The organism is Orrella marina (assembly GCF_003058465.1).
GTDB classification, from domain to species: Bacteria; Pseudomonadota; Gammaproteobacteria; order Burkholderiales; family Burkholderiaceae_B; genus Algicoccus; species Algicoccus marinus.
In genome coordinates this window covers 2103545-2126053 of the sequence record NZ_CP028901.1, presented here as the reverse complement: position 1 = coordinate 2126053, position 22509 = coordinate 2103545, and the positions used below count along the sequence as shown (strand labels likewise).

Genomic DNA, 22509 nt, shown 5'->3' with positions numbered 1-22509 from the left:
CCTATTCCAACGCGATCCGCAGTGCCACGGTAGTGGCCCACGGCGCAAAAAAACCGGCGAGCACCAGGCCCGCTGCCAATAATGAGAGATGCGACTCGCCACCCAACCCCGCCGCCACCGAGGCCACTGCGCCCGCGCCGAAGATAAGCACGGGCACATAAAGCGGTAGGACTAATAGCGCCACGAGGACGCCGCCGCCGCGCAAGCCGACAGTTAGGCTTGCTCCAATCGCACCGATTAGACTGAGTACCGGGGTACCGATCGCCAGAGACGCCGCCAAAGTGAGTAACGACGTGAGCGGCAGATCGAACTGCAACGCCAATAGCGGCGCGAGTAGCACCAGGGGCAGTCCAGAGAGCAACCAGTGTGCAGTCACTTTACCGACCGCTAGAAGGCCAAGTGGCGCCGCCGCGAGTACGAGTTGTTCTAGCGTGCCATCGGCGTAGTCCTGTTCGAACAGGCGATTAAGTGAAAGCATGCTTGCCAATAACGCCGCGACCCACAGAACCCCCGGGGCGATTTGGCGCAGCGTGTCGCGCTCTGGCCCGATGCCTAAGGGAAACAAGCTCACTACGATGGCGAAGAAAAAAAGCGGCGTTAAGGCATCGGCCTTACGGCGCATGGCAAGGCGCACGTCCCGACGTATCACTGCAGAAAGCGCAGTCAACCCGAATGTGTCGGTCATAGGTTTATCCGTAAGGTACGCGTGGCGCCGGACAAGGGCATGTCCAGGTGACTGGTCCAAACCACGATGCCGCCGTCTCTGAGGTGATCCGAAATCATTCGGAGTACCCATTGGGTAGCTTCGTCGTCCAGTGCCGTCAAAGGCTCATCGAGTATCCAAAGAGGCCGCCGATGTAACAGCAGTCTCGCCAGACTTGCGCGACGCTTCTGACCTTGCGACAGCGTCCGCACCGGCAGATGTTCTCTACCTTGCAAACCACTCTGATGTAAGGCCTCCAGCACCGCTGCATGGCTAATAGGTTTGTTAGCCAGCGCCGTTGCGTAAACCAAATTCTCCGCTGCCGTCAGGTCATCTTTGAGGCCCAGGAGGTGTCCGTAATAACAGAGGTCACGTCGCCACTCATCTGTCTGCTTTTGAAGGGAATTACCCTTCCAGCGGACAGTTCCAGCACTAGGCGGGGTGAGTCCTGCCAATATACGCAGCAGGCTTGTTTTTCCGCTTCCGTTCTGACCTCGCACGAACAGGCTCGCGCCAGCTTCGAGCTCAAAGCTCAGGCTATGAAATAAGCGGCGTTTTCCGCGCACGCAGTCGAGATTGATGGCTTCAAGCACTATCGGTCCCAGCTCCAGCAATAGCTTTAAATGTTGGGCAACGTCGGTGAAGGCCTGGCGCTAGAAGACCGGTAGTCCAGTACATTTGGCGCTAGGCGATTTTGAGATGGCTGGAAGAGGGCGCGCACAGTGAACTGCGTGCGCTTTCACGCCCCGAACGCGGGATCAATCAAGCAAATGAGTTGAGTTAGCGGCGTGCCAGCTTAGGCAAGAGAAAGCCACTGGGGCCGATCGGGCCGCTCTGCGAGCATACCCAAACTTAGCGTTGCCTCTGGAAACGGGGCAGCCAAGTTGGAAACGTGCGGGGGAGGAGTTTCGTGTGAAGAGGAAATGAGGAACGCAGGAGAAGCATGGCATGAATGCTCATAGTGATCCAGCATGCCGGATGTTGGGGCTGATTGCTTCGCCACATCGGTTGAATAGACTTGTTGCTCCGGATTGGTGGGATAACAGGGGTCAATGCAGCCCACCTGTTCTGGCCCACAATACATGCTCACAACCGCCCAGGACGCCTGGAGCGGGACAAGAGCAAGCATCACGATGAGGATAAGTCTATTCAACACGCTCGATATTGTACCGGGTTGGCATAGGTCTCGCAAACGGCTATGGGACCAAAGCTTTCGTGTTCATGCTAACGGACCTAGCCATTAAAACCAATTTCGATTAGATCGCCCATTGGGCGATGATTGCGCTCGCCGCGCGGGCCAGCATTTGCAATTAGTGCATATCGGGCCGTCATTCCCGTCGCCATGAGTGCGCCGCCCAAAACGCCGACTGTACCGCCATCCGTTTCCGCTGCCCTGGCTTTCGCGGCATAAACGGCTTCCTCCCCGCAAGGCGGGTCCCCTCCATATATTCCACGGTCCTGTTCATCAGCCCCGGCCAGCAGTTCAGCACGGCAAGGCGACGAACTCACGGCAACGGCGGCAACCCCGCAGGAACCGTATTACTGCGAACGCCGAAAACCTACGATCAGGCTCGGAATCTTCGGCCCCGGTCAGCAGGAAAACCAACCGGCTTTTGAAGGAACAGGAAAATGGAACACGTTAACCTCAATGCGGCTTTGGGCTATGATAACATGAACGCAGGGCAGACGCTTTATGTGCGTAGCCCGTCAGGCCGATATCATGCCGCGACCGATTCGCACGTGCTGGCTGCCGCGCGGATTGCAGCCGAAAGCTTGATCGGTGATCGGGCTGACATGGGGAACCCTAATGCCGTCAAACGGTATTTTCAGGCCAAATTGTCGGGCATGGGGCATGAAGTTGCCGCTGTGCTGTATCTGAACAGCCAGTTTAAGGTGATCCGTTACATGGAAATGAGTCACGGAACGTTGACGCAGGCCAGCGTATACCCTCGTGAGATCGTGAAAACGGCGCTTCGCCTGGATGCGGCTGCAATCATCATGTCGCATAACCACCCGAGCGGCATACCTGAGCCCAGCGAGGCCGATCTGGCACTGACGCGGCACTTAAAACATGCTTTGGCGCTGGTTGATGTTCGTTTGTTGGATCACATCATCGTGACCGGGCAGAACACCACTTCGTTAGCGGAACGAGGTCAGGTGTAAGCCTGGAGCAGGGCGGGTGTGAGCCCGCCTGTACAGGTAGACGCCGCGTGCTGCGGCGCAGATTGGACTTGTGCTGTCGCCCAAGTAGTTTTCCTCTTTCTTCCTTCTCAACAAAAGCAGCCCATCCCTGTGTACCGGGATGGGCGTAGCGGCTTGCTGGCGCAAGCTGGATACAGCTGCGTAACTGCCTTCAATTTAGATCACCGCCTCGGTGATGGTGGCGCTCACCGCGCGGGCTGCTGCCGGGTTGTGTGTGGTGACACCGCAAGCCTGGTCCTGAGGGTTCCATCGCCCTAAAACGCCGACTGTATCACTACGTTCCGGCGCTTCAAGGGGGTGTTCATAAAACCCGCTACGCGACTTTTACAAATCTTCCCCCTTTCCGCTAGTCACTGCCTGATTCAGCACGGCAAGGGCGATGGAACTCACAGGACTGGCGGCAAAACGCGATGGAACCAACACACAACCAGGCAGCAAAAACCTACAAACGGGCTCAAGAATCTTCAGGCCCGGTCAGCAATGACATCACAACCGCGCCACTGCGCACTTTTTGAAGGAAAGCGACATGAACCACTACGAAGCAAAGCAGGCAGATCGTAAGGCCAGGCTAGAGGCCAGGGCAGTGCAGGCCGAGGCACAGGCGGCAACCACCTATGACCGCGCAAAGCAAATGGGTGAAGCGATTCCGTTCGGACAGCCGATCCTAGTTGGCCACCATAGCGAAGGCCGAGACCGCAATTACCGGCAGCGGATCCATAACACGTACGGCAAAGCCTTTGATCTGCAAAAGAAGGCTGACCATTATGTGAAGAAGGCGGCTGCTGTAGGCGATGGGGGAGTATCCAGCGATGACCCGGATGCAATAGCAAAACTCATGCGCCAGGTAGAGCAACTCACAGCGCATCAGGAGCATATGAAGAAGATCAACCAGATGATCCGTAAGCATAAGGGAGATTCAGAGGGCCAACGGCGTGCTTTGGTTGAGCTTGGGTACTCGGAAGAAAGTAAGCGACTGCCGAACCCCATCTTGAGCGTGTGATCCGGATTGACGATCATGTCCGCATGATTTTCTTTCGAGGACATGCAAATGATTGACACCCCAGAATCCACCCCACACAAGGCAGCCGTCCCGCGTTCCCGACGTCGATACAGTGCTCAGTTCAAGTCCGAAGTCATCCAGGCCTGCCTGGCGCCGGGTGCGACCACGCGAGACGTGGCTCAGCGCTATGGACTGCGACGGGATCTGGTGGGTCGATGGTTACTCGGACACCGTCGGCACCCGCAACCTGATGAACCGAAGTTTGTCGCCTGGGCACCCGCGCCAGAGCGGCGCCCTGCAAGTTCGCCTGCCCGATCCGGCGCATCAGAACATTTCCGCATCACCTGCTCGCGCGGCGATCGTGATATCTGTGTGGAGTGGCCCATGAGCGCCGCGGATCAGTGTGCACGCTTTCTGCGGGAGTGGCTGCAATGATTCCAATCGAACAGTACTGGCTTGCGACCGAACCGATTGACATGCGTGCAGGCATGCAGACCATGCTGGGCAAGGTGGTGTCCGTGTTCGGTTCTGCCCAGGCCAACCACGCTTACCTTTTTACCAATCGACGCGGCACGCGGATCAAGGTGCTCGTCAGTGACGAGTTCGGGCTGTGGCTGATGACCCGTCAGCTCTATGAAGGGGCCTTTCGCTGGCAGACAAATGGGTCGGGAACTCGGCTGGAAATGACCGAAAGTCAGTTCGAAGCGCTGGTGCTTGGGCTGCCCTGGCAACGGGTTTCAAGACGGACGATGGTGGCCGCTGCATGAGGAGATTACGGGTCACATTCTGATCCAATTTCTCTATATAAATCAATTGGTAAATGCTCCAATTCCGGTCGACTTGAGAGCATGTCATACTGCCTTTCATGATCATCGACACGACCGCTCTCGAGAACATGGATGCCCAGGCTTTGCGAAGCCTGGCGCGTCAGCTTCTGCAGACAGTGGGCGCGCAAAGCAAGACACTTGACGAGCGTGAGCGCGAGATCAAGGACAAAGAGCTCAAGATCGCACAGCTCACACACGAGATTGCCTTGCACCGACGTTGGCGCTTTGACAAGCGCAGCGAGCAACTCAAGGGTGTGCAAGGTTCGCTGTTTGAAGAAACGCTCGATGCCGATCTGGCGGCCATGCAGACCGAGCTCGAGGAGCTGGTCAAGCCAGAGGACAAGGACTCGGACAAGATGCGCTCGCAACCCAAACGCAACCCCTTGCCGCCGGAGCTGCCGCGCACCGACATCTTTCATGAGCCTGAGAATGCAATGTGCGGCTGTGGCTGCGCCTTGAAGCGCATCGGCCAGGACGTCAGCGAGAAGCTGCACTACTCGCCGGGTGTGTTCACAGTGGAACGTCACATTCGTGGCAAATGGGCCTGTGCCCATTGCGAGTCAATCACCCAGGAGCCCGTTCCGGCGCAGGTCATCGACAAAGGCTATGCCACGCCTTCACTGCTGGCGCATCTGCTGATCTCCAAGTTTGCGGATCATCTGCCGCTGTATCGCCTGGAGCAGATCTACGGCCGAGCGGGTCTGGCGATCCCTCGCTCGACACTGTCCGAGTGGGTGGGGATTTGCGGTGTGCGACTGCAACCGCTGGTCGATGCGCTCAGGCAGGCGGTTCTGGCCCAGGATGTGCTACACGCCGATGAGACACCGGTGAAGTTGCTCAAACCCGGTTTGGGCAAGGCTCACAAAGCCTATATGTGAGCCTACGCCAGTGGTCGCTTCGAGCCCATGCAGGCGGTGATTTACGAGTTCTCGGAGAATCGCTCTGGCGAGAACGCGAAGACATTTCTCAAAGACTGGAAGGGTCGCCTGGTGTGCGATTACTACAGCGGGTATCAGAACCTGTTCGGTGATGATAAAGCGATCATCGAAATTGGTTGCCTTGCCCATGCTCGACGCCGCTTTAACGATCTGTACGAGGCGAACAAGAGTGAAATCGCCCATCAGGCACTCGTGATGATCGGGTTTCTCTATGATGTGGAGTATGAAGCCCGGGACATGACACCCGAGGATCGGTGGCGAATACGCCAGCAGAAAGTCAAACCCATTCTTCGAAAGATGCGCGCCTGGCTGGCATTGCAACGCATCAAAGCGACCCATGGTACGGCACTCGCACGCGCACTGGACTACAGCATCAAGCGTTGGGATGCGCTCACACGCTATGTAGACGACGGTCGTCTGCCGATTGATAACAACCATCTCGAGACCAGAATTAGGCCGGTTGCAACTGGCCGATCGAACTGGATGTTTATGGGATCAACCCGGGCCGGCAAGCGTGCCGCCGCGATCATGAGTCTGGTCCAGTCGGCCAAACTCAATGGCCTTGATCCGTACGCCTATATGATCGATGTGCTGACACGACTACCGACTCATCCGAACAAGCGGATCCAGGAGCTATTGCCTCAGAACTGGAAACCGCAAGCACAATCCTGATCAAATGAGTTCAATATGGGGTTTGCCACCCGCTTAGTGCGCCAGTATTGCTGGCATGGAATAGTCAATGAAAGTTTGATACTGATAAGAAATGGCGAATCAATCAGACCCCGAGTCATGCGTGCGGTATCGCGAGGTGTCGCGCGAAGCGTTGACAGGGGAAACCAGCGGGCCAGCCATTGAGCCGCGAAATCAGGATTCCGGGGGGCCGATGCTGTTAAGCGAAGCAGAAGGCAATACGGGCTATGGCGTATGTCGCCTGTCATGGCCTGACCCCGCGCGGTCGGAGACCCTGCGCACGCTGGGAAGTTCCATGCACGGAAACTGGGAGGTCTCGTCTGTGCCTGGCTTGACTTGGCAGAACAGGAAAGACCATGAGTCATAACCCTGTTATTAACGCAGACGAGAAGTCGGATACGTCCATAGTACCGAGGAAACTCGCGAACAAGGATCGGCCCATGGGCTGCTCTGCGGAGCGGATGGAGGGAAGGGGCGTAACCAAGGGAAATGCCGACAAGCACCCCGCGTGCCGGACACAGAGCCGGGACTATGACGCGTCGATGGCGCTTGAAGGTATACGCAAGTTGGCACGTAAGGATAAGAACGTGCAGTTCACGGCACTGCTACATCATGTGACCCCGCAATTGCTGCGAGAGAGCTTTTACGCTCTTCGCCGTGATGCGGCGGTGGGCGTGGATGGCGTGACGTGGCGAGACTACGAGCAAGACCTGACCGAGCGGTTGAATCGGTTGCACCGGGCTGTAAACACGGGTGCATACCGCTGCCGTCCATCACGGCGGGTTTACATACCCAAAGCCGATGGAAGGCAACGTCCACTCGGGATTGCCTCTCTGGAGGACAAGATTGTGCAACAGGCGGTTTCGACCGTACTGAGCATGATCTACGAAGAGGACTTTCTCGGATTCTCGTATGGGTTTCGACTGGGACGGGGTCAGCACGATGCGCTCGATGCTCTCACAGTCGGGATCAAGAGCCGACATGTGAATTGGATACTGGATGCAGACATACAGTCTTTCTTCGACGAGATCGATCACGACTGGATGCTCAAGTTTCTGAAACACCGAATTGCCGACAAACGGCTGTTACGTTTGATCTGCAAATGGCTCAAAGCGGGTGTGATTGAGGATGGGTGCAGGATGGCGGCACACAAGGGCACCCCTCAGGGGGCTGTCATATCACCGTTGCTTGCTAACATTTACTTGCATTACGTTCTCGATCTATGGACTCGGCAATGGCGGCAGCGGCATGCCCGTGGCGCGATGATTGTCGTACGCTACGCTGATGACAGCGTGTTTGGATTCCAGAAAGAACAGGATGCTCAGCGCTTCCTCGAGGATATGCAGGCGAGAATGCACAAATTTGGACTGACCTTGAATACTTCTAAAACGAGGTTGATCGAGTTTGGGCGCTTTGCTGCTTCGAATCGGAGGCGGCGCGGGGCTGGTAAGCCTGAAACGTTTGACTTTCTGGGATTCACGCACTGTTGCGGCGTAGGTCGAGGCGGGCAATTTAATGTGATCCGCTTGACTGTCAAAAAGCGCATGCGAGCGACGCTTGAGGCCATTAGGCTGGAGCTGATGCGTCGCAGGCACCATCCAGTGCCTGTTGTCGGAAAGTGGCTACGCACGGTTGTGCAAGGCTACTTTGCTTACTATGCGGTTCCCACAAACCTGTACCGTTTGGGTAGCTTCCGTTCCGAGGTCTGCCGCGCCTGGCGGCACGCCCTCAAACGAAGAAGCCAACGTCATCGGCTGCCGTGGGATCGGTTCCTCCGCCTGGTTGCTCGGTACCTCCCTGGCCCGCGCAAATTGCACCCTTATCCTGAAGAGCGCTTCTATGCGTCATACCCGAGGTAGGAGCCGTATGCGGTAGTTCCGCACGTACGGATCTGTGCGGGGGGCATCGGGAAACCGATGTCCCTACCGCAACCAGGCGCGCGCGTTATCATCTTCCAAGTCGTCTGCCGGCTCGAGAGGCCTTGTTTGAGCGGCTTTATTGAGTGTACGGCCAGAGCATCCGAGTAGCTATTTGCATGGATCGAAAATAAAGTCTGAATAACCTGATCCAGCATTCGAATTCCAGTCGACTAAACAGCTCTCTTGTGTATGCCGAGATACTTCAGCACACAGGATTACCGACCTCGGAACCATCGACGGCACACCAGGTATGAGTTAAGTTCATAGGTGAATATCAGTCAGTCCTGCGATAACCAAACTCACCGCCAGATAAAATGATTGGGACTGCAATCTGGGCAACTGCGGGCCCCTCAAAATTTTGCGTACCATTGGCGAGTCTTGCTGTCGACTCGTTGGTAGGTTCATTCTTCTCTGTACACATCCAGGCAGTCTGTCCGCAGCGTTCCTTCAGCGATGAAGTCTTCTTTCTTTTGCTCTCACACAACTCCCCCCTTATTGCTCTGGTTGGTACCCATCCTCGCCTACTTACCACGCTTAAACGGCATCGCAATGCGGTCTACTGCCTTCGCATCAGCTTCTGAAAGCGTTGGGTCACTTTCTCTAAGCCACTCAATTACATGGGCTTGAGGTGGCCTTGTATCGGGATCGCTTGGGTCGAAATTGTCCCCTAGGTATCTTTCTTGTACTTTCGCCACCAGTTGCAACAAGTCTGTTTCATAGCGAAATGCCAAGCCCGAACCCACTAGCGGCCTTGCCTCCAGGCGACCTTCACCATCTTGTGCGTTCAACTGGCCTTTCAAAGCATCGCTTTCTTTCTGCGGCTGCGCATTTTCAGCAATCGGGCTGGCTGACTCATCGATCGGACTGACACCACCCATAGTCGGTGGCGCTGGCTTCGCCAATTTCATTGATTCGATCAGTTCGCGGATCGGTTTGCCTGACAGACGGATATCAGGACTATCAAGCGGTGGGCAATACGGCTCAAAGTAATCTGTGTATCCCGGCCTGGGAGCAGCTTGTAAAACGCGATAGCAGATCCCGCTATCATCATAAACTATCAGTCCTGCACCTGCTATGCTAGGTTGAAACTCAGGATCAAACACAGAACCAAACACAAAACCGGTAAGCGTGCACAGGTCTCGGATCTTAAGCTCGCTGAGAGCTTCTAAGTCTGTTGATGTTCTAAAAATTGTGGAAACGACTTTAAATCGGCCCTCAGCGATCCTGATTGGTGAGTTCTTGTCGAGCAGGTATGAGACCTCAGGAAATGACCTCCTGCTATCATCATCTAGAAAGTTAAACGGTCGGACTGGCTGTATCCATCGCTCATCATGCGGCTGAAACTCCAAATCCAGTTCCCCTTAAGGTTCGCGCTGAGAATGTCACTGACAGAAATCGGCTCTCCGCGTACTTTGGTCAATAGATCTGCCCCCTCTTGTGCGGTAAGGCTCTGTGTAATGTAACGTAGACTCCTGTCGTTCATGCTGTCCTCGTATGGTTCGGTTTTTATCAGGGCCAGCGTCAGGCTGGCGGACTATCCCGCTTTTTCCCGTCAGGGTAGGCGCTGGCTTAGGCTGTTAAACGTTGGATGTAAGCATAGCGTTCTAAGCGAGCAACGCTTCCAACCTTTTACCAAGTCTTGCCCAAGCTTCCGTCTTTTCTATTTTGTAATCATGGTGTAGGTAGTGCCGCCTCACACGCGAGCCAGCCAAGACGTGATTCTGACAGCGGTCGATCACATCAAGGGATACCCCCAGTTCTTGCATCGTCGTCGCGCCTGTCCGCCGCAAGTCATGAGGTGTCCACTCCCCGTTAGCACCACTAGACAACACGAGGCTGTTGTCAAATGCGCGCCCCAATGGTGGTTTGGAGCGGTTCTTAAACTGAATCTGCCGATCCCCCACCTGTTTACTGATCGTTTTCAAACAAACATGTGTACTTGCCGCCCCACGTTTGTTCTTTGCTGGGAAGCACCATTCGCTATGTCCTGTCAATTCGTGCAAGGTCAGGAACTGACGTTTAGCAAAGTCTGACAGGTATACGGTCTGTTCCTGTTTCTTGCCGCGGTGTCCTTTGACGTTTTGGCGCGGGATGAACCACGTCCCTTCGTCAAGGTTCACGTGCTCCCATCTAGTCATCAGAAGCTCACCGATTCGACATAGCGTGCTCAGGCAAAGCCAGAGCGCAACCTGGGTTGTTTTTGTAATGGGACGGCAAGTTGATCTTCTGTCGGGGGCGTTCCGCCAGTCTTCCTCCATCCTGAGAAAGATCTGGTTGAGTTCCCGAATTTCTGATGGTGACAGAACTCGGTCACGCTCTTCCTCGTAGTCTGCAGGTAGCAGTTTTCCGACGTCTACCAACGCGCAGGGGTTGCCATCAATCAGCAGTTGACGCCAGGGCTGGCGCTTTTCTGCCCAGTTCAACATTTGGTTCACTTCTTTAAAAGTGGTCACCATCAGCCGCGTGACGCCACGCTTCATCTGCTTGCGTAGCATCGCGCGAATATCACCTTCCGAAAGTTCGCGAACTGCTTTTTTACCAATGATGGGCAATACGTCCTTTGCGAACAAGCGTTTCAGTTCTGCATTTCCATCTTTGCGCGCCACGCCATCAATGATCCACGCGTCAAACAGGTCTGACACGGTGCTGCTGTTAATTTGCTCCTGCTCAGCCTCGCGGATAGTCTCTGCAATTGCGCGCTGGGTTTTGATCCGTTCCGCTTTTTTCGCTTGCAGCGGGTTAATGCCGAGTTTGATTCCCGGTTTGACCGCATCACGCTCGGCCCTGATTGTTGCCAGTGTTTTCTTGGGCCATGATCCGAGTCGGTAATCGTGCTTCTTTCCATCCAGCCAAAACTCGTATCTAAACTGAACTGTAATTCCGCGAACGCCAGCGCGAACCTTACCAACAAGGCCACCGTCGCCTCGCAAGGTCTTCCCATCATCTGTTGGTTTGAGCCGGTCTAGTTCAACTTTTGTAATTTGCGCCATTTCATCCCTTGTTGATTTTTGCCCCATGTTTTGCCCCATGAAATTCACTCGCTTCATGAGTATGGTTGTATACGGGTGGAAACGCCATATTACACTAAGCAACTAATTTATAAAGGTAATTTAAAGATAATTGTTGTCTCCACCCGTTTCCATGGATCTACTATCTAATTACCTACGAACCAAGGGGTAGTGGGTTCGAATCCTGCCGGGCGCGCCAGTATTATCAAGGGTACGCGATCCAGCAATAACAGGATGTTCAGATTTCGCGCTGAGTGATTAAATCCTGTGGATGAAGATTCCACGGCATCAAGGCCTCATAGTCCTCGACAGTCTGCGCCAATGGCAGACGACGCAGGACGTGGCGCAACCGCAGGTAGGGTTCGAACCCGAAGCCCTTGGCCGTCTCGACCAGGGAGTAGATGACTGCACTGGCATGTGCGCCAGCCGGTGTGTCACTGAACAACCAGCCCTTGCGGTAATGGGAATTTGCTCATTACCGCAAAGCCTGGCTCTTCTCGAACACGCCAGCCGGTGCCAAAGCCAGTGCGTTGCTTTATTCGCTCGTTGAGTCGGCCAAAGCCCATGGCAAAGAGCCTTACGCATGGTTGTGCTACGTGCTCGAGCGATTGCCTCTGGCTCAGAACGCCGATGACTACGAAGCGTTGTTGCCGTGGAATATTCATGACGAGGATCTCGCCATGAATCTGGTTGCACGGGAATCATCGGCATAACAGACAGTGCGTTGACAAACAGTCAGCAACGAGTCCGGACGTCGTTTGACTTCTTCGAACGGGCTGTGCATCTGCTGCGCCCGTGTAAACACCTGAAGACTCACACCTGCACGCTGCGCACAGACCCTGGTGCGGATCGCTTCTTCTTTGATGAGTTGCAGGTAGAGCCATCCGGTCGGATCGTGGTGTGTCATGTGTCTGATGCTGAAAAATGTCAGCTACATGATCCCACCAGGCACGATCAACCCGCAATCATGGGGTCAATGGACTGGATACCTTTGATGGAGTAGAGTCGATCGGCCAAGCCTTTGCTGATGAAATATTTCGTGTTTTTCAGAATGAGCATCCAGAAGTTTCGATTAGCGCTCAAAACACTAATCCAGATGTGGACTTTATGATTAAAAGGGCTCTGGCTCAAAAGTAAGGCGGCTCAAGTGCGTATCAAGTAGTCTTCCCGTTTTCAGTGGGGGTATCGACATCTTGCAGCTATCAGTAGTCGTAAGCCAAAAATATTCAGTGCTTTGATGACGGATCTTCCAGCCACCTGCGGGTGGCTTTTTGTTACCGATAACATCAGGCAGTGGGTAAACCTATAAACAGTAGTTAGCCCGTCGCCGGCAGTGGCTGACCGGGTGGTTTCGCGTCATTCCGGGGTGCAGTTTCCTGACTACGATACTGTGACAGAGGTTTCAGCCTGAAACTTTCGGGTTTCCCAGTGCTTAATGGCAATACGCTTTCTTGCCATCATGAGCGCAGACCTGTACCTTTAAAGGCGTTGGCTGATCGCTTTGAAATCAGCCATTTCCCCACGATATTGCGGAGGCGCCATGCTCAAGTCCCACGGTCGTTACAACTACAGTGCAATCCCACATCGAGAAGACTATTGCTGGCCTGATGGCAAGCGACTGGCGATTCATTTCAGCCTGAACGTAGAGCATTTCGCATTTGGGGAAGGCTTGGGTAACGACTATGCGACACCGCATCCTCAGCCCAACTCCCGCAGCTTTGCCTGGCGTGATTACGGTAATCGGGTGGGTGCATGGCGTCTGCTGGAATTGGCCGAGCAATATGACTTTCCTTACGCGTTGCTCGTCAACACCGAACTATATGATTACTGTCCCGAGATGATTCGAGCGTTCAGTGAAAGAGGGGATGAAATCGTTGCACATGGGCGCACCAACGCAGAGCGGCAAGTCGATATGCCGTTTGACGAGGAGCGCACATGCATTCAGGAGGCCACTCGGACCATCCTCGAACATGAAGGCAAGGCGCCTTCAGGCTGGCTTGCACCTTATATTTCGCAGACGCACCACTCGCTGGATCTCCTGAAAGAAGCCGGTTACCGATACATGATGGACTGGCCACTTGATGACCAGCCGGTCTGGTTCCGGACCGAAAATGGACCGATCCTGGCCATTCCGTATTCTCATGATCTCAATGACTCAATCGAGTGTGTCTCCAGACGCACGCCATCCCAGGTGTTTTGTGACAATCTTATTGACCAGTTTGACGAGATGCTTGAAGAGTCCAGCAAGCGTCCGCTCGTCATGAGTATTGTGTTGCACAGTTTTATTCTTGGGCAGCCGTATCGACTTCGCCAGTTCCGTCGCGTGATCGAACACATCATGGCCAAACGGGATCAGGTCTGGCTCACAACACCGGGACAGATCTGCTCCCATGTTGAAAGCCTGCCAGCAGGTGTCGTTCCATCGCCTACTGACTGATCGCGAAGAGAAAGACTTCTGATCACAAACCACCTGGATAAAGGGTTTTGATTGTTCAGGAGCCTTTGTCTCATGCCATACTTGAAGCGCTCAAACAGGAATGCCCAAACTGACAGTGTGCGGAACGGTCACCAGGAATTCAGGGCTGAGGCGAGGCTTAGGCATCGCGCCAGATTAAACCTGAACGGATAGGGCCGTTGCGGGTCAGTGTCCGCCGCCTAGCTTGCGATGCTCGAGACGGCTGAGTAACCGGACGATCGGCCAGAGCAGGGCCAGGTAGATGAGTGCCGCCAGGACGATAGGTGACGGGTTGTAAACCAGCGATTGTGCATCGCGTGCGACTCTCAACAGTTCAGGCATTGCGACGGCGCTGGCGAGTGTGGTCATCTTCACCACCTCCAGGGTGTTACTGATCAGGTCTGGCATCACGTTGCGCGTGGCTTGCGGGATCTGGACATGCCAGAGCGTCTGCATGGCACTTAGACCCGTTGATCTGGCCGCCTCAACCTGACCATGTGGCACGCTTTGCAATCCAGCCCTGAAAATCTCCCCGTAGTAAGAAGAGTTGTTGAGCATGAAGCCCAGCACGACAGCCAGCATCTTGGGGAGATCAATGCCTAGAAACGGCGTTGCGAAATAGATGAAGATCAGCAGGTAGAGTGGTGGCAGCGCCCGGAAAACGTCAATGTAGATGGCCAGCAGGGTTCTGCTCCAGCGTGACGTGAGCGTGATGGACAAGATGCCAATTCCCAGGCCAGATATCACACCAACAGGAATGACCAGTGCGGATAGCAGCAAAGTCATCCAGAGTCCATCAAGCAAGTACGGAAACACTTCCTTGTAGATCTCGAAGTTGAAGAAGTTGTAGTAGATCTCTTGCACGCTGCTCACCCTTGCTGTTAACGATCCGGCTGGTTCCGGAAGTTATTGTTTCCACGCGAACCGTGTCTCAGTCCATCGACCAAGCAGCACCACGGGTATGAATATCACCAGGCATCCCAGGGCACCCATCATCAGTGGTGTTGCACTGCCCGAAGCACTCATGGCTGACTGGGAGTTGTTCAGAACTTCACTCAGACCGACAACACTCCCCAGCGCAGTACTCTTGGTGATGGCGATCACCCGGTTGGTTAGCGGTGCGACTGTGAGTCGTAGCGCCTGCGGGACGACCACATAAACCATGCTCTGCCACCAGGACAGTCCGGTCGACCGGGCCGCTTCTGCCTGTCCCTTAGGCACCGATACGATGCCTGCCCAGCAAATCTCCTCTGCAAATGCGGCCAGCACCAGGGACAGCGAAAGCCAGGTCGCTGTGAAGGCGGACATCGACAGGTTCAGATAAGGGAAGGCGAAGAACAGCACCATGATGACCACTAGTGGTGGAATGGCGCGAAGTATGTCCGCGAAACAGATGATAAAAAAGTTCAGGAATCGCCACTGCAGTGCTCTGAGCATCGCCAGACCCAGGCCCAGTACGATACCTGTCACCGACACGACAAGTCCAAGCTCTATGGTGACCAGCATGCCAGCCAGGATATCGGGGAAATATGTCTTGATGACATTCAGGTTGAAGAAGGTAAAGGCAAGTGCTTCAAAATCCATGGCCGGCTTCCGTTGTCGTCAGTGTGAAATCCGCGCCAGAAACGCCTGTGTACGAGGCTGACTTGGCGCCCCGAATACATCCTCCGGTTTGCCTTGTTCAACGATCACACCTTGATCCATGAACACCACATGATCAGCCGCCGCGCGTGCAAATCCCATCTCATGGCTGACAACCATCATGGTCATGCCGTCGTTCTTGAGTTCCTGCATGACCTTGAGTACTTCGCCAACCAGCTCCGGGTCGAGCGCGCTGGTTGGTTCGTCAAACAGCACTACTTTCGGTGCCAGTGCAATCGAACGGGCGATACCTACCCGCTGTTGTTGTCCACCAGATAGCTGATCGGGAAATGACTTCGCCTTGTCCTGCAAACCGACCCTGGCAAGGGCGTCAAGTCCGATTTTCTCTGCCTTCTCATTCGACAGTTTCTGAACCTTGCGCAAGGCGAGTGTGACGTTGTCCAGGGTAGTCAGGTGGCGATACAGATTGAAGTGCTGGAATACCATCCCGATCTTTTGTCGAATCCGGTTCAGATTCGCGTTTGAGGCCGTGATGTCATCGCCATCAATCAAAATCTGTCCGCCACTGGATTCTTCCAGCCGGTTGCAGCACCTGAGCAGACTGCTCTTTCCGGAGCCAGATGGCCCGATGACAAATACGAGCTGTCCGGGGTTGATCTCCAGATCAATGCCCTTTAGCACTTCGTTGTCAGCGTATGCCTTTCTGAGGCCTATGATTTCCAGAATCGGTCTATTCTTCATGCTTGCAACCTGCTGTCTTTGATTGTCAGGAATCCGGGTTTACTCGGGTCAGTCGCATTTGAGTTCGACCGGAGTGGGGTCGTAGCCTTCGATGCCTGGTACACCATGTCCTACGCCTACAGTGACAGGAACCGAACCTTTCTCAGGTGTGACGCCAAACCATTTCTCGGACAGCCTGGCGATGGTTCCGTCCTGCTTCAGGCATTTCAGCGCCATGGAGACCTTGTCGCGGGTTTCTTTGTCGCCAAACCGGAAGGCAAGTGCCCAAACGCGCCCGGTCGACAAGGTAAAGGCGACCTTGACTTTCGGGTTCTGTTTGACTGCCCATGCTGAAACGGTGTTGCCTGCCATGTTGGCGAATGCACGTCCTGACTGAACGGCTTGTAGTGCATCCGCATTGGTGGCGTAGACGTCATACTTGAAGCCATATTTCGAGGCATTCTCCCGCGCCCAGGCCTCGTAGACGGACCCCTTGTTCAAGGCGATTGTCTTGCCCTTGAGTGCGTCCAGCGAATCGAACGATGGTGTGCTGGCAGCCACCACAAACGAGTAGTCCGTGTTCAGATAGCCTTCTGAGAACCACATGTTCTTGGCGCGCTCTTCAGTGACCGTAGTTGGTGCCAAGACGAAGTCATACTTTCCCGCGTTCATGCCTGGGATGAGTCCCGAGAACTCGGTGCCTTCGATCTCGATGGTTGTGCCAAGCTGACGTGCAAGTGCATGTCCGAGATCCACGTTGAAGCCCTGAATGCCGCCACCTAGCTTGGGCATGGCATGGGGGGCGAATGTGGCATCCACCCCGGTGACAAGTGGTTTGCTCGCCAGCGCTGCACTAGACAGGGTGGCACCAAGCAGAAGGGCACCAGCGAGACGACTTGCTCTGGCAATCATGGAGTAGCGTTGTGTCATCATCTTTCCTTTGTGGTTGGAGAGGGGCGTAAGGGTTAAAGAAAGTAGGCGTTGTTGGGTGTTCGTTATGATGGGTCAGGCTCTTTGCCGAGCGGATCACCAACGCCAGTGCGTTCGGTGATCAGTCGGTAATGTTCCGGGCGTCGGTGTGCCCCATAGTTGAAGATGTGTTGTCTGAATGTGTCTGCGAGTGCAAGGTCGGCTTTGCAATAGATCACTTCGTCGTCTTCAGACTGGGTCTGGGCCAGGATTTCGCCGGCTGGCGAAACGATGACCGACCCTGCAAACAGGTGACACCCATCCTCAAGACCAGCCTTGCCTGCTGCAGCGATCCAGGTGGTGTTCTGGTAGGCTGCCGCCTGAAGCGAAATCAGGTGTGAATGCATTCTGAGATGCGGTGGTTCGGGCCAGTGAATGTTGACCGATGGGGTGTTGTAGCCAACAGCCACAATATCGGCGCCCTGCAGGGCCAGGACCCGCCAGGTCTCAGTCCAGCGGCGGTCATTGCACAGACACATGCCAATGCGTGCATCCATGGTCTGCCAGACGTGGAAGCCTTCATTGCCAACTTCAAAGTATTTCTTTTCCAGATGCTGAAACGGCTTTCCGACTTTGTGATCAGCATGACCTGGCAAATGGATTTTGCGATACCGGCCGACGATCTTGCCCGTCTGATCGACCAGAATGGACGTGTTGAAACGGTGCCCGTCAGTCGTCAGTTCAGCGTACCCCAGGTAGAACCCGATCCCCAGGTTCTTGCTGGTATCAAACAGTATCTGCGTTTGCGCCGATGGCATCGACTTTTCGAAGTAACGCTCGATTGCGTCCTCGTCGCTCATCCAGTATCGAGGGAAGAACGTTGTGAGAGCCAGTTCAGGAAATACCACCATGCGCGCGCCAAGTGATGCGGCTTCACGCATCATCTCGACCAGGCGAGCAACAGCGCTGGCACGAGAGTCCGATGGCTGGATCGGCCCGAGCTGGGCAACTGCAATTCCGAAGGGCCGCTTCATCATGTCTGGTCACTCCCGGTGAAGTACTTTTTCATGACCGACTGCGGATTGCCGTTCAGCCGCTTGCGCAAGACGGGCTCGGGTGTCGTTCTGGCCACAAACTTTCCGCTACCACGCTCGACTGCGAGTTTTGCGTTCTGGACTGCGATCCGCCCGCGGCTGACGACTGTTTCCGGCCAGCCACGGATGGTTTTGCCTTCGTAAGGTGTGTAGCCGACGTGGTCGTGCAGCATCTTGTAGGTGATGGTGCGTTCACACTCAGGATTCCAGATGGCCAGGTCTGCGTCGGCTCCGACGGCAATGGTGCCTTTTCGGGGCATCATGCCGTACATGCGTGCATGGTTGGTCGAAGTCAGTGCAACAAATCGCTCGATACTGATGCGTCCTTTGAGTACACCTTCAGAGAAGAGCAGCGGCAGACGCAGCTCGATTCCCGGAACACCGTTGGCCATGTCCTTGAAAGTTGTCTGGTCCCCTTTGGGGAGCTTGCCTGTCTCGTCGAACTTGTATGGCGCATGGTCAGATGAGTAAATCTGTAACGTGCCGTCGATCAGCCCTTGCCATATCGCTTCCTGGGATGCCTCGTCGCCTGGGGGAGGGCTGCAGCAGAACTTGGCACCTTCAAGGCCCGGCTTGTCCAGATCCTTGGCTGTCAGAAACAGGTACTGAGGACAGCTTTCTGCGTGAACAGATACCCCGAGAGCCTGGGCCGCATTGATGACACTGACGGTTTCTTTGCCGGCAACATGAACGATCAGGATGGGTACATCGACCAGCCTGGCCATGGCGACTGCGCGGTTGGCTGCTTCCGATTCAGCCAGTGGTGTGTGTGCAACGCCATGGAACTTTGGGGCAGTCATGCCACGCTCGACCAGCCTGCGGGCAATCCAGCGGATCATGTCGTTGTTTTCGGCATGAATCATGACCAGTGCACCTTCACGACCAGCACATTCCAGCACGTCCAGAACCTGATAATCGTTAAGCAGCATCCGGTCGTAGGTCATGTAGATCTTGAACGAAGTGATGCCGTCACGGATTGCCTTGGGCAGGTGCTCGGATAGCGTCTCTGGAGTCGGGTCCGTCAGAATCAGGTGAATGCCATAGTCGATCACGGCTTTGTCAGCCGCGCGCTGCATGTAATCAGCCAGCACGTCTGGCACATGGTTGCCACGGTGCTGTGCCGCGAACGGAACAATGGTCGTGGTCCCTCCGAACACTGCCGAAACCGTGGCGCTGTAAAAATCATCCGCACACATCACGCCCATTCCAGACAGTTGTTCCACGTGGCAGTGACTGTCGATTCCACCGGGCAGTATCCACTGGCCGCTCGCGTCGATATCGTTTGTGGCAGGGGGAGTTTTGCGGCGATGGCTGCGATTTGTCCGTCACGAATCCCGATGTCGGCGTAGTACGTTTCGGCAGCTGTACTGATTCTGCCATTGCGGATAGTGAGATCGAACTGCTGATTCGATTGCATGACTGCCTCCCTTGATCAGCTGTAGTTCCTGAGAATGGAGGGGCCGTTTCCTTCGTAGGAAAGTCCCACTCGCCTGACGATTGCATCAAGCTCAGCAATTGTCGTGCCATCAATACGCATGCCAGGTGAGCGGATGGCCTGACTGGAAATGGCACCGCGACGCTGATAGACATACTTGCGCAGTGCAAGCCCGATTTTGGGCTGGAACTCATAGCGGATAAGCGGACAGTATTTATCAAAGACCGCAGCAGCCCCTTGAACATCACCACTCGCGAACTTTTCGTAGATGGCAACCAGGATCTCTGGAAAGGCGAAGCCAGTCATGGTGCCAATCGCCCCACGTTGCAGCTCTTCCAGGAAGTACACCCCGCCCAGTCCGCCAAAGATGCTGACGGGACTGGATCCTGCAAGCTCGATAATCTTGCTGATTTTCTGGCCAACTGGAGGCTCTTCCATCTTGATCATGGAAACACCACCACTTTGGGCCAGTCCGGCAATGACTTCTGGCTTGACTTCGGTGCCAAAGGAGTCTGGAAAGTCGTGGATCACGACAGGGATCTTGACTGAGTCAGCCAGTGTCCTGTAATAGTCGTAGAGCAGGGCATCGCTTGCGCCGTCAAGCGGAGCAGCGAAGACGGCGCTCGCTCCGAGGCTCTGGGCGTCTTGAGCCTGCTCGATCGCACCAGCAATGCCGAGAGCACGGACGCCGACCCAGACCGGAACCCGCCCGGCCGCATGGTCAATAAATGTTTTTGCGACGAGGCGACGCTCCTGATCGGACAGTTTGTGAAGCTCCCCCAGGAAGCCCAGGATCGCCAGACCGGTCACACCGCTTTCAATCAGGAAGTCGGTCAGTTGCCTGATGCTCTGCACGTCGACCGACATGTCGTCAGTGAACGGTGTCGGGCAGATTGTGTAAACGCCATGAACGCTGGGTGCGTCAACCATGAATATCCCCTTGCAAACGATGTGATGAGTCGTAACTGTTAATTCATGCTATCCCCGAATACACGTTTCATCACTTGCATATTTATTCGCCTTGTATAACGAACTGTTAAGGGCTGGGGGGCCGGTCATGCATCAGATCGCTCTCGTGGAGTGAAAATCCCGACTGATCGACAGTCTCCTGCAGGCACTTCACGAAGTCCTGCGCAAGCTGAGAAATCGGCTCAAACCGTGACTGAACCAGGTTGATCATCAGTTTTGTCGTGTTTCGGATTGGTCGGATCACAAAGTCCCCTTTGGAGCTTCGGGCTGAGAACTCGTCAACAATGGAAATCCCCGCTCCAGCCTTGACCAGGGCGCAGGCATTGAGTGGGGAACTGACCTCGATCGAGACTTTGAGGGGCTGCTGTTCACGCTGGTAAAGACTGGCGATCAGGATGCCAAACTGAGAGTCAGGGCTGTAGGCAATCAGCGAGTATGGTTTCAGATCGGAAATCTCGAGGACGGCTCGTCGCGCAAGTTCGTGGTCGTAGGGGCAGATGCAGACCAGTTCACCCTTGCCGATTGTGCGAGAGAGCAGATTGGGGTGATCGGTCGGGACGATCATGGCGCCGAGCTCGGCGCGACCCTCAAGCAGCATCTGCGTCATGGGGTGCAGTGTCAATGGCTGAAAAGTGACCTTGACTTCGGGCCGGATGTTGTGAAACCGGGTAATTGCCATGGGGACCAGCATGTGACCGATGCTAGGACTTGAAACCAGGTGCAGGATTCCGGCTCGCCTTTCAGCGAGCTCAGTCGCAAGCTCAGATACACGTCTGACCCCGTTGTAGACAATTTCGACCTCCCGGAACATGGATTTGGCCTCCGGGGTTGCGTACAAGCGTCCCTTGACCCGTTCAAACAGCGGAAAACCCAGTCGCTGCTCCATGTGTGAGAGCGTACGGCTGACTGCGGGTTGGGACACAAAAAGCAGCTTGGCTGCACCGCTGATAGATCCGGTTGACATCACGGCACGAAATACTTCGATTTGTCGCAGATTGAGTTGCATGGCTGGTTGGATGTGAGGAGAGTTGGATGGTGGATGAGTGCCTCGGTGCAGGGCAAATGAGCCGGGCGAACGAGTCGCTGTTCGGAAGGACCTGGGCGACAGTACCCGGAGTGCAGGTTTGCTCGCATTCGCTGTATCAGCGACAGACCTCCGAACCTGGTACCCATAACTTAATGTTAAGTACTCAATACAAAATTGCAATCTTGTTTTCACTTAGTGACTGCTAGACTCTGGTCATGCTCTCATGCCCGAGGGCAGTCGTTCTGACAGGAGAACCATGCTCATGCGTCCGATCATCTTCGTTATCAATCCCAATAGCACCCAGAGCGTCACCGATGCATTTGACAAGGCACTGGATCCCTTACGAACAACCGACGGCCCTGAGATCCAGTGTCTGACACTGGCCGAAGGTCCGTCCGGTGTGGAGCGTCAGATCGACGTCGAGAATGTCACATTACCTTTGGTGCGACTGGTTCAGAAACTGGAATCCGAGCACGGTGAACGTACGGGTGGGTTTGTGATCGCGTGTTTCAGTGATCCGGGCTTGTATGCGGTTCGCGAGGCAACATCACGTCCCGTCATGGGGATCAGCGAGAGCGGCATTTTGACAGCGATGACGATGGGGCAACGCATTGGCGTCATTGCCATCCTGCGCGGTTCGATCCGGCGTCATGGACGAATGTTTGGTGCCATGGGTGTGACCGACCGGGTGGTCGCAGAAGAGCCATTGGGGATGACTGTTCTGGAGCTTGGCGATCCGCAGCGCACCCGGGAAGGTCTCAAACGTGCGGGTCAGAAATTGCGAGACGAGTATCTCGTTGATGTGCTGGTGCTGGGGTGTGCAGGTATGGCTGATCATCGGGACTGGTTGCAGCAGGAACTGGATATGCCAGTCGTCGAGCCGACTCAGGCGGCAACTGCAATGGCCATGGGCAGGGCGTTGCTGAGGTGGTGATCTGCACAGGTTTCGGGGCTTGTCACAAGCAAGCTTGCGGCATATTCGATCAATTCCATTAAAGCTCAAGACAGCAG

At 55.1% G+C, this 22509-nt stretch carries 20 protein-coding genes and 4 pseudogenes; 11 read left to right on the top strand and 13 right to left on the bottom strand.

The annotated features are described in order from the left end of the window. Position 1: 1 nt before the first annotated feature. On the bottom strand, positions 2 to 685 hold the full coding sequence (gene ccmB, locus DBV39_RS09515) for a heme exporter protein CcmB (protein WP_108621330.1): 684 nt from the start codon (positions 683 to 685) through the stop codon (positions 2 to 4). Further along, positions 682 to 1296 carry a cytochrome c biogenesis heme-transporting ATPase CcmA gene (gene ccmA, locus DBV39_RS09510; RefSeq protein WP_227870574.1) on the bottom strand — a complete coding sequence of 205 codons (615 nt, stop codon included), beginning with the start codon at positions 1294 to 1296 and terminating at the stop codon, positions 682 to 684. Before ccmA ends, ccmB begins: the two co-directional genes overlap by 4 nt. Positions 1297 to 2332: 1036 nt before the next feature. Between ccmA and DBV39_RS09505 the strand changes: the two genes are divergently transcribed. The 7 genes and pseudogenes from DBV39_RS09505 (at position 2333) to ltrA (ending at position 8219) form a co-directional block, all read left to right on the top strand. Next, positions 2333 to 2866, top strand: a complete 534-nt coding sequence (locus DBV39_RS09505) for a JAB domain-containing protein (RefSeq protein ID WP_108621329.1) — start codon at positions 2333 to 2335, stop codon at positions 2864 to 2866. Between the two features lie 565 nt (positions 2867 to 3431). Beyond that, a complete protein-coding gene (locus tag DBV39_RS09500) occupies positions 3432 to 3905 on the top strand; it encodes a DUF3560 domain-containing protein (protein WP_227870573.1) in 474 nt (157 codons plus the stop codon). A 48-nt stretch (positions 3906 to 3953) separates the two neighbouring features. Continuing rightward, on the top strand, positions 3954 to 4340 hold the full coding sequence (locus DBV39_RS09495) for a transposase (RefSeq protein ID WP_159078890.1): 387 nt from the start codon (positions 3954 to 3956) through the stop codon (positions 4338 to 4340). Continuing rightward, positions 4337 to 4672 (top strand): IS66 family insertion sequence element accessory protein TnpB, encoded by a 336-nt coding sequence (gene tnpB, locus DBV39_RS09490; protein WP_108621327.1) that lies wholly within the window; start codon positions 4337 to 4339, stop codon positions 4670 to 4672. Before DBV39_RS09495 ends, tnpB begins: the two co-directional genes overlap by 4 nt. 98 nt (positions 4673 to 4770) lie before the next feature. Next, positions 4771 to 6342: pseudogene (tnpC, locus tag DBV39_RS09485) on the top strand (IS66 family transposase). Positions 6343 to 6433: 91 nt separating this feature from the next. Beyond that, positions 6434 to 6727 carry a hypothetical protein gene (locus DBV39_RS19715; protein WP_108621326.1) on the top strand — a complete coding sequence of 98 codons (294 nt, stop codon included), beginning with the start codon at positions 6434 to 6436 and terminating at the stop codon, positions 6725 to 6727. Then, entirely contained in the window at positions 6717 to 8219 is a 1503-nt protein-coding gene (gene ltrA / locus DBV39_RS09475) for a group II intron reverse transcriptase/maturase (RefSeq protein WP_227870572.1), read from the top strand. Before DBV39_RS19715 ends, ltrA begins: the two co-directional genes overlap by 11 nt. A 581-nt stretch (positions 8220 to 8800) precedes the next feature. Here the strand turns inward: ltrA and DBV39_RS09470 are convergent. The 3 genes and pseudogenes from DBV39_RS09470 to DBV39_RS09460 all read right to left on the bottom strand — a co-directional run. Further along, positions 8801 to 9628 (bottom strand): hypothetical protein, encoded by an 828-nt coding sequence (locus DBV39_RS09470; RefSeq protein WP_108621325.1) that lies wholly within the window; start codon positions 9626 to 9628, stop codon positions 8801 to 8803. Between the two features lie 255 nt (positions 9629 to 9883). Then, positions 9884 to 11326: a tyrosine-type recombinase/integrase gene (locus DBV39_RS09465; RefSeq protein WP_227870571.1), complete on the bottom strand. Its 1443-nt coding sequence runs from the start codon at positions 11324 to 11326 to the stop codon at positions 9884 to 9886. Between the two features lie 199 nt (positions 11327 to 11525). Beyond that, a pseudogene (locus DBV39_RS09460) lies at positions 11526 to 11744 on the bottom strand (transposase domain-containing protein); the annotation flags it as partial. 22 nt (positions 11745 to 11766) lie between these two features. Between DBV39_RS09460 and DBV39_RS09455 the strand changes: the two are divergent. The 3 genes and pseudogenes from DBV39_RS09455 to DBV39_RS09445 form a co-directional block, all read left to right on the top strand. Then, positions 11767 to 12000 (top strand): annotated as a pseudogene (locus DBV39_RS09455) (transposase domain-containing protein); the annotation flags it as partial. 268 nt (positions 12001 to 12268) lie between these two features. Then, positions 12269 to 12424 (top strand): STAS-like domain-containing protein, encoded by a 156-nt coding sequence (locus DBV39_RS09450; protein WP_108623203.1) that lies wholly within the window; start codon positions 12269 to 12271, stop codon positions 12422 to 12424. Between the two features lie 403 nt (positions 12425 to 12827). Further along, a complete protein-coding gene (locus tag DBV39_RS09445) occupies positions 12828 to 13724 on the top strand; it encodes a polysaccharide deacetylase family protein (RefSeq protein WP_108621324.1) in 897 nt (298 codons plus the stop codon). Positions 13725 to 13928: 204 nt separating this feature from the next. Here DBV39_RS09445 and DBV39_RS09440 read toward each other — a convergent pair whose 3' ends face one another. From DBV39_RS09440 to DBV39_RS09405, 8 genes and pseudogenes are all read right to left on the bottom strand, one after another. Next, complete coding sequence (locus DBV39_RS09440) at positions 13929 to 14606, bottom strand: amino acid ABC transporter permease (RefSeq protein WP_108621323.1); 678 nt, start codon at positions 14604 to 14606, stop codon at positions 13929 to 13931. 42 nt (positions 14607 to 14648) lie between these two features. After that, positions 14649 to 15326, bottom strand: coding sequence for an amino acid ABC transporter permease (locus tag DBV39_RS09435; protein WP_108621322.1), 678 nt, complete (start codon positions 15324 to 15326; stop codon positions 14649 to 14651). An 18-nt stretch (positions 15327 to 15344) separates the two neighbouring features. After that, positions 15345 to 16085 (bottom strand): amino acid ABC transporter ATP-binding protein, encoded by a 741-nt coding sequence (locus tag DBV39_RS09430; protein WP_108621321.1) that lies wholly within the window; start codon positions 16083 to 16085, stop codon positions 15345 to 15347. A gap of 48 nt (positions 16086 to 16133) precedes the next feature. Continuing rightward, positions 16134 to 16997, bottom strand: coding sequence for a transporter substrate-binding domain-containing protein (locus tag DBV39_RS09425; protein WP_108621320.1), 864 nt, complete (start codon positions 16995 to 16997; stop codon positions 16134 to 16136). 62 nt (positions 16998 to 17059) lie between these two features. Continuing rightward, on the bottom strand, positions 17060 to 18010 hold the full coding sequence (locus DBV39_RS09420) for an N-carbamoyl-D-amino-acid hydrolase (RefSeq protein WP_108621319.1): 951 nt from the start codon (positions 18008 to 18010) through the stop codon (positions 17060 to 17062). Next, positions 18007 to 19484, bottom strand: a pseudogene (gene hydA, locus DBV39_RS09415) (dihydropyrimidinase). The gene DBV39_RS09420 and the pseudogene hydA overlap by 4 nt, the downstream one beginning before the upstream one ends. A gap of 15 nt (positions 19485 to 19499) precedes the next feature. Beyond that, positions 19500 to 20432, bottom strand: coding sequence for a dihydrodipicolinate synthase family protein (locus DBV39_RS09410; protein ID WP_108621318.1), 933 nt, complete (start codon positions 20430 to 20432; stop codon positions 19500 to 19502). A 106-nt stretch (positions 20433 to 20538) separates the two neighbouring features. Further along, positions 20539 to 21477, bottom strand: a complete 939-nt coding sequence (locus tag DBV39_RS09405; protein WP_108621317.1) for a LysR family transcriptional regulator — start codon at positions 21475 to 21477, stop codon at positions 20539 to 20541. A gap of 283 nt (positions 21478 to 21760) precedes the next feature. Between DBV39_RS09405 and DBV39_RS09400 the strand changes: the two genes are divergently transcribed. Continuing rightward, entirely contained in the window at positions 21761 to 22432 is a 672-nt protein-coding gene (locus tag DBV39_RS09400; RefSeq protein WP_322348755.1) for an aspartate/glutamate racemase family protein, read from the top strand. Positions 22433 to 22509 lie beyond the last annotated feature (77 nt).

Coding starts and splice junctions, on each gene's coding strand:
- DBV39_RS09500 (WP_227870573.1), top strand. CDS start 3,432: ATGAACCACTACGAAGCAAAGCAGGCAGATCGTAAGGCCAGGCTAGAG.
- DBV39_RS09430 (WP_108621321.1), bottom strand. CDS start 16,085: ATGAAGAATAGACCGATTCTGGAAATCATAGGCCTCAGAAAGGCATAC.
- DBV39_RS09495 (WP_159078890.1), top strand. CDS start 3,954: ATGATTGACACCCCAGAATCCACCCCACACAAGGCAGCCGTCCCGCGT.
- DBV39_RS09435 (WP_108621322.1), bottom strand. CDS start 15,326: ATGGATTTTGAAGCACTTGCCTTTACCTTCTTCAACCTGAATGTCATC.
- DBV39_RS09410 (WP_108621318.1), bottom strand. CDS start 20,432: ATGGTTGACGCACCCAGCGTTCATGGCGTTTACACAATCTGCCCGACA.
- ltrA (WP_227870572.1), top strand. CDS start 6,717: ATGAGTCATAACCCTGTTATTAACGCAGACGAGAAGTCGGATACGTCC.
- DBV39_RS09465 (WP_227870571.1), bottom strand. CDS start 11,326: ATGAAGCGAGTGAATTTCATGGGGCAAAACATGGGGCAAAAATCAACA.
- DBV39_RS09405 (WP_108621317.1), bottom strand. CDS start 21,477: ATGCAACTCAATCTGCGACAAATCGAAGTATTTCGTGCCGTGATGTCA.
- DBV39_RS09420 (WP_108621319.1), bottom strand. CDS start 18,010: ATGATGAAGCGGCCCTTCGGAATTGCAGTTGCCCAGCTCGGGCCGATC.
- DBV39_RS09425 (WP_108621320.1), bottom strand. CDS start 16,997: ATGATGACACAACGCTACTCCATGATTGCCAGAGCAAGTCGTCTCGCT.
- DBV39_RS09400 (WP_322348755.1), top strand. CDS start 21,761: ATGCGTCCGATCATCTTCGTTATCAATCCCAATAGCACCCAGAGCGTC.
- ccmB (WP_108621330.1), bottom strand. CDS start 685: ATGACCGACACATTCGGGTTGACTGCGCTTTCTGCAGTGATACGTCGG.
- tnpB (WP_108621327.1), top strand. CDS start 4,337: ATGATTCCAATCGAACAGTACTGGCTTGCGACCGAACCGATTGACATG.
- DBV39_RS09445 (WP_108621324.1), top strand. CDS start 12,828: ATGCTCAAGTCCCACGGTCGTTACAACTACAGTGCAATCCCACATCGA.
- DBV39_RS19715 (WP_108621326.1), top strand. CDS start 6,434: ATGGCGAATCAATCAGACCCCGAGTCATGCGTGCGGTATCGCGAGGTG.
- DBV39_RS09505 (WP_108621329.1), top strand. CDS start 2,333: ATGGAACACGTTAACCTCAATGCGGCTTTGGGCTATGATAACATGAAC.